At 73.5% G+C, this 5,296-nt stretch carries 6 protein-coding genes; 3 read left to right on the top strand and 3 right to left on the bottom strand.

From position 1 onward, the window contains the following. Together J7E93_RS34760 and J7E93_RS34755 are read right to left on the bottom strand one after the other, a co-directional pair. On the bottom strand, positions 1-824 hold an 824-nt coding region (locus J7E93_RS34760; RefSeq protein WP_215074031.1), incomplete at its 3' end, for an MFS transporter. After that, on the bottom strand, positions 821-1,420 hold the full coding sequence (locus J7E93_RS34755; RefSeq protein WP_215074030.1) for a TetR/AcrR family transcriptional regulator: 600 nt from the start codon (positions 1,418-1,420) through the stop codon (positions 821-823). The genes J7E93_RS34755 and J7E93_RS34760, both read right to left, overlap by 4 nt. A 310-nt stretch (positions 1,421-1,730) precedes the next feature. On the opposite strand from J7E93_RS34755, the gene J7E93_RS34750 reads away from it, so the two are divergent. Continuing rightward, complete coding sequence (locus tag J7E93_RS34750; RefSeq protein WP_215074029.1) at positions 1,731-2,315, top strand: TMEM165/GDT1 family protein; 585 nt, start codon at positions 1,731-1,733, stop codon at positions 2,313-2,315. A gap of 41 nt (positions 2,316-2,356) precedes the next feature. Here the strand turns inward: J7E93_RS34750 and J7E93_RS34745 are convergent, their stop codons facing one another. Next, positions 2,357-2,794 (bottom strand): hypothetical protein, encoded by a 438-nt coding sequence (locus tag J7E93_RS34745; RefSeq protein WP_215074028.1) that lies wholly within the window; start codon positions 2,792-2,794, stop codon positions 2,357-2,359. A gap of 123 nt (positions 2,795-2,917) precedes the next feature. On the opposite strand from J7E93_RS34745, the gene J7E93_RS34740 reads away from it, so the two are divergent. Both J7E93_RS34740 and J7E93_RS34735 read left to right on the top strand, forming a co-directional pair. Continuing rightward, on the top strand, positions 2,918-3,535 hold the full coding sequence (locus tag J7E93_RS34740; RefSeq protein WP_215074027.1) for a TetR/AcrR family transcriptional regulator: 618 nt from the start codon (positions 2,918-2,920) through the stop codon (positions 3,533-3,535). Continuing rightward, positions 3,519-5,174: an acyl-CoA dehydrogenase family protein gene (locus J7E93_RS34735; RefSeq protein ID WP_215074026.1), complete on the top strand. Its 1,656-nt coding sequence runs from the start codon at positions 3,519-3,521 to the stop codon at positions 5,172-5,174. Before J7E93_RS34740 ends, J7E93_RS34735 begins: the two co-directional genes overlap by 17 nt. Positions 5,175-5,296: the final 122 nt, after the last annotated feature.

The raw sequence follows: 5,296 nt of genomic DNA, 5'->3' as shown, positions 1-5,296 counted from the left end.
AGGGCGAGCGCGGTGGCCGGGGACGGGCCGGATTCCGGTACGGCGACGAGGACATGGACCAGGCAGGCCAGGGTCACGGCGAGGAGGAAGGCGCCGGGCAGGTCCAGGAACGTGCGGGCGGGCACGCCGGGCGCGGCCCGGTCCGGCGGCCGGCCGCCGTCGGCGACGGCACCAGCGACGGCGGGGACGGGGACGGCAACGGCCGGGGACGCGGGCGAGAGTAGGGACGTGGGGACGCGGGTGGCCGGGGAGGCGGGCGGGAGCGGGGCGGGGACGGCGAGCGTGAGGAGGGCGAGAAGGCCGATCGCGAGGGCGGGGAGCACGGTGAGGGCGAAGACCGAGCGCCAGCCGTACGCGCTCACCAGCGCGCCGCCGAGGACCGGGCCCGCCGCGGCCGCGAGGCCGATGGCGCTGGTGCGCAGCGCGATGGGCATCGCCAGCCGGTCGGGCGGGTAGGCGGCGCGCAGCATGCCGAGCGTGGCCGGCTGAAGGAGCGCCCCGCAGACGCCTTGCAGTACGCGCAGGGCGATCACCCAGCCGATGCCGGGGGCGACCGCGACGGCGGCCGACGCGGCGGCGAAGCCGAGCGTGCCGAGGGCGAAGACCCTCCGGTGCCCGTAGCGGTCCCCGAGCCTGCCCGAGAAGACGAGCAGGCTCGCGACCGCGATGAGATATCCGGTGCTGGTCCACTGGACCTGCCAGAAGTCCGCGTGCAGATCGTGCTGGAGGGCGGGCTGGGCGAGGGTCAGGACGGTCCCGTCGAGGGCGACGACGGCGGCGCCGACGACACTGCAGGCCAGGGTGAGCGGGCGCTGTCCCTTCACCGGGTCTCTCCCGCCGGGCCGAGGTGGGCGTCGAGGGCGGCCCGGAGCAGGGGCTCGACGGCGTCCGTTCCCGCGGCCAGCTGCAGGCTGCCCCAGCCCCAGAGCTGTGCGATGCCGTGGAGGTTCGCCCAGAGCGCGCCGGCGACGAGCGACGGCTCGGGCTCCGCTCCGGGGCGGGCCCGGTCGACGAGCCGGGTGAGGAGTTCGAAGAGGGGAAGGCTGGTGTCGCGCAGCCCGAGCCGACCGCTCTCCAGCAGGTCGTGGCGGAACATCAGCTCGTACATGCCGCGGTGGGTGAGCGCGAAGTCGAGGTAGACGCCGGCGAGCGCGTCGAGTTCGGCCCGCGGGCCGTCGTGTGCCGTCGCGAGTGTGGTGGCGACCCGGTCGGCGAGATCGGCGAAGCCCTCGCGGGCGATGGCCGACAGCAGGTCCAGGTGGGTCGGGAAGTGGCGGCGTGGGGCGCCGTGGGAGACCCCGGCGCGCCGGGCGATCTCCCGCAGGGACAGCGCTTGCGCGCCTTCGGTGTGCACCAGCTGGACTCCGGCGTCGATCAGTCGGCGGCGCAGCCCCGCCTCGGTCTCGGGCTCCGTATGCATAGACACTGTCTACCAGTCGGCGTAGACAGTGTCTACCAAGATCGCCCACCAAGATCGGCGGGGCGCTCGGTTACACTGGGCGGCAGCGAAGGGGAGTAGCCCTGCGAACCGGTCGTCGACACACTGGAGCCCTCGGGTTCCCGGTGGCCGGGTCCGCGCGGAAGCGCGGGCGGGCGAGACCTTCGGCCAGGCACTCGCCGTGCCCGCATCCCGCGGGTGTGGCCCGTCATGCCGGGCCGAGTGGTTCTTCCCGTCGCCCACCGTGGTGCCGTGCGGATCCCGGGCCCGGACCGAGCAGAGAGCCCCCGGTATGCACCTCGACCCCTTGGCGATCCTCACCGCCTTCGGGCTGATCTTCCTTGCCGAGCTTCCCGACAAGACGATGTTCGCGTCCCTCGCCATGGGCACGCGGATGCGTCCGCTGTACGTCTGGTTCGGCACCTCGACCGCGTTCGTCGCGCACGTCGCCATCGCCGTGGGCGCAGGCAGCCTCCTCGGCCTGCTGCCCGACTGGATCGTCAAGCTCGTCTCGGCGCTGCTGTTCGCCTTCGGCGCCTTCATGCTGCTGCGCGGCGGGGACGACGACGAGCAGGACGAGGCCGGCGGCAGGACGGTGACGGGCTTCTGGCCCGTCTACTCCACCGCCTTCATGGCCGTCTTCATCAGCGAGTGGGGTGACCTGACGCAGATCACCACCGCCAACCTCGCCGCCACCAACGGCACGTGGTCGACGGCGATCGGCTCCGCCGCGGCCCTGATGAGCGTCTCGGCGCTCGCCCTGGTCGCCGGCCGTTTCATCGCCAAGCGCGTCCCGTTGAAGACGGTGCAGCGCATCGGCGGACTGTGCATGGCGGCCCTGGCGATCTGGTCCGTGACCGAGATCTTCGTCGGCTGACGAGCGCGGGGGCGCCCGGGCCACGGCGGCCCGGGCACTCCTCAGAACCTCCGGAAGATCCCCTCGGGGTCCTCGTGCGCCGCTTCGGCGTACTCCTCGAATCCCATGGTGGCGAGCGACAGGTTCGCGTGGACGTCGTGGACTCCCGCCGGGACCGTACGGAAACGGTCGCCGAACCCGGTGAGCAGCGCGTACTCCTCGTCGTCCTCGCACTCCGCCCGCGTCACGGTCGTCACGGCGAGCAGCGCGTGGTGCGCCGAGGCCATCGTCGCCGCGTCGGCGAGGAACACGACACTCAGCTCCTCGTCCGCCCCGACCGCCGCCAGCACCTCGTCGGCCGGAGCGCCCGCCCAGAGGGGGTCGTCGACGATGTGCGCGGAGAGATCCGGGTCCTCGGCGAGGGCGGCTCGCACCGCGTGCCAGGCGCTCTCGTCGCCGTAGTCGATACGGATGACGAGGGGCGGCCGGTGCTCCGGCACCTATCGGCATGCCCGGCACCGCCCGGAACCGGGTACGAGCCTCCCCCAATGCCGCGGCCCCCACAACCTTTTCGGGAGCGGGCGAGCCTTGATGAAGCAATGAATCACTGCTTCACTTCTTCCATGCCCTACCGACGCACGCCCGCGGTCCAGGCCCGGCTCGACGACCGACGCGCCACCGTCGTCGACGCGGCCCTGGAGCTGCTCGCCGAGCACGGCTACGCGGGCTGCACGATGGCCGCCGTCGCCGCCCGGGCCGGGATCGCCACCGGGAGCGTCTACCGCCACTTCCCCAGCAAGGCCGAGCTGGCCGTCGAGCTGTTCCGGACCGTGGTCTCCCGTGAGGTGGCCGCCGTGTCCGAGGCGGCCCGGCGGCCCGGTCGCGCGGACGCCGCCGAGCGGGTCGTCGCGGTCGTCGAGACGTTCGCGCACCGCGCCCTGAAGTCGCCGCGCCTCGCGTACGCCCTGCTCGCCGAGCCCGTCGATCCGGCCGTGGACGCCGAACGGCTGGTGTTCCGGCGGGCGTTCCGTGACGTGTTCGCCGAGCAGATCACCGAGGGCGTGCGCACCGGACAGCTTCCGCCGCAGGACGCCCTGTTGACCGCATCCGCTCTCGTGGGAGCGGGCGCGGAGGCGCTCGTGGGCCCGCTGGCGGAGGGGGCCGTGGGGCCCGACACCGTACCCGCCCTGGTCACGTTCACCCTGAGAGCCCTGGGAGTTCCCGATGCCGAGCACGCATGAGGTCACCAATCAGGTCCCGCCGCTGAGCGGTTACGACGTCTCGGCCGACCCGGCCCTGCTGGAGAGCCTGCGCCGGGAGGGCGCCGGCTGGGCCGAGACCGAGGTGCGCGAGCTGGGTGTGCTGGCCGGCGGCGAACAGGCCCAGGAGTGGGGGCGGCTCGCCGAGCGGAACTCACCGGTGCTGCACACCCACGACCGCTACGGCCACCGGGTCGACGAGGTGGAGTTCCATCCGTACTGGCACGAGCTGATGACCGTCGCCGTGCGCCACGGCTTGCACGGGGCCCCGTGGCGCGACGAGCGGCCGGGCGCCCATGTGGCGCGGGCGGCCAAGGTGTTCGTCTGGGGGCAGGCCGACCCGGGGCACCTGTGTCCGATCTCGATGACGTACGCGGCGGTGCCCGCGCTACGGGCCCAGCCCGACCTCGCCGACGTGTACGAGCCGCTTCTCACCTCCCCCTTCTACGACTTCGGACTGCGCGAGCCGACGTCGAAGCGCGGCATCATCGCCGGGATGTCCATGACCGAGAAGCAGGGCGGCTCGGACGTCCGCGCCAACACGACGCGTGCGGTGCCGACCGGCGAGGACGGCTGCTACGCGCTGACCGGTCACAAGTGGTTCACCTCGGCGCCGATGTCGGACGTGTTCCTCACCCTGGCCCAGGCACCGGGCGGCCTCTCCTGCTTCCTGGTGCCCCGCGTCCTGCCGGACGGCACGCGCAACGCGATCCGGCTGCAGCGCCTCAAGGACAAGCTCGGCAACCGTTCCAACGCCTCCTCCGAGATCGAGTACGAGGGAGCCCTGGGTCGCCTGGTCGGCGAGGAGGGCCGGGGCGTGGCCACCATCATCCGGATGGTGAACATGACCCGCCTGGACTGCGCGGTGAGTTCGGCCTCCGGAATGCGTCAGGGGCTCGTGCAGGCCGTTCATCATGCGACGCACCGCTCCGCGTTCGGGGCCCGGCTGATCGACCAGCCGCTGATGACGAACGTCCTGGCCGACCTGGCGGTAGAGGCGGAGGCGGCGACGATCGCCGGGCTGCGGCTCGCCGGGGCGGTGGACCGGGCGGCCGCGGGTGACGCGGAGGAGGAGTTGCTGCGCCGGATCGGGCTCGCGGTGACCAAGTACTGGGTGTGCAAGAGGGCGCCCGCACACGCGGCGGAGGCGCTGGAGTGCCTGGGCGGCAACGGCTACGTCGAGGACTCGGGTCTCCCCCGGCTCTACCGCGAGTCCCCGCTCCCCTCCATCTGGGAGGGCTCGGGCAACGTGGCCGCGCTCGACGTGCTGCGGGCCATGGGGCGGCAGCCGCAGGCCGTGGAGGCGTTCTTCACGGAGATCGACCGCGCGGCCGGCGCCGACCGGCGACTGGACGCGGCCACGGCCCGGCTGCGCAAGGACCTGGGCGATCTCGGCGACGCCGCCGCTCTCCAGTACCGGGCTCGCCGTCTGGTCGAACGGATGGCACTGGTCCTGCAGGGCTCACTGCTCGTCCGGCACGGCCACCCGGCGGTGGCGGACGCCTTCTGCGCCTCGCGGCTGGACAGCGACTGGGGCATCGCCTTCGGCACGCTGCCGACGGGCCTGGACACGGCGGCGATCATCGCGCGCGGCACACCGGAGACCGCCGTCCCGGCGTAACGCGCCGGCACCGCGGACCGGGCCGGGCCGGTGGACGGGGCCGGGCTCGCGGTCCCGGTGGCCGGGGCAGGTCCGAGTGCCGGTGAGGCCCGGCGGACAGGGCCGGGTCCGCGGTCCCGGTG

The organism is Streptomyces sp. ISL-36 (assembly GCF_018614205.1).
In the GTDB taxonomy this organism is placed as follows: domain Bacteria; phylum Actinomycetota; class Actinomycetes; order Streptomycetales; family Streptomycetaceae; genus Streptomyces.
The sequence above is the reverse complement of the archived record's forward strand: the minus strand, read 5'-3'. Positions and strand labels throughout refer to the sequence as shown.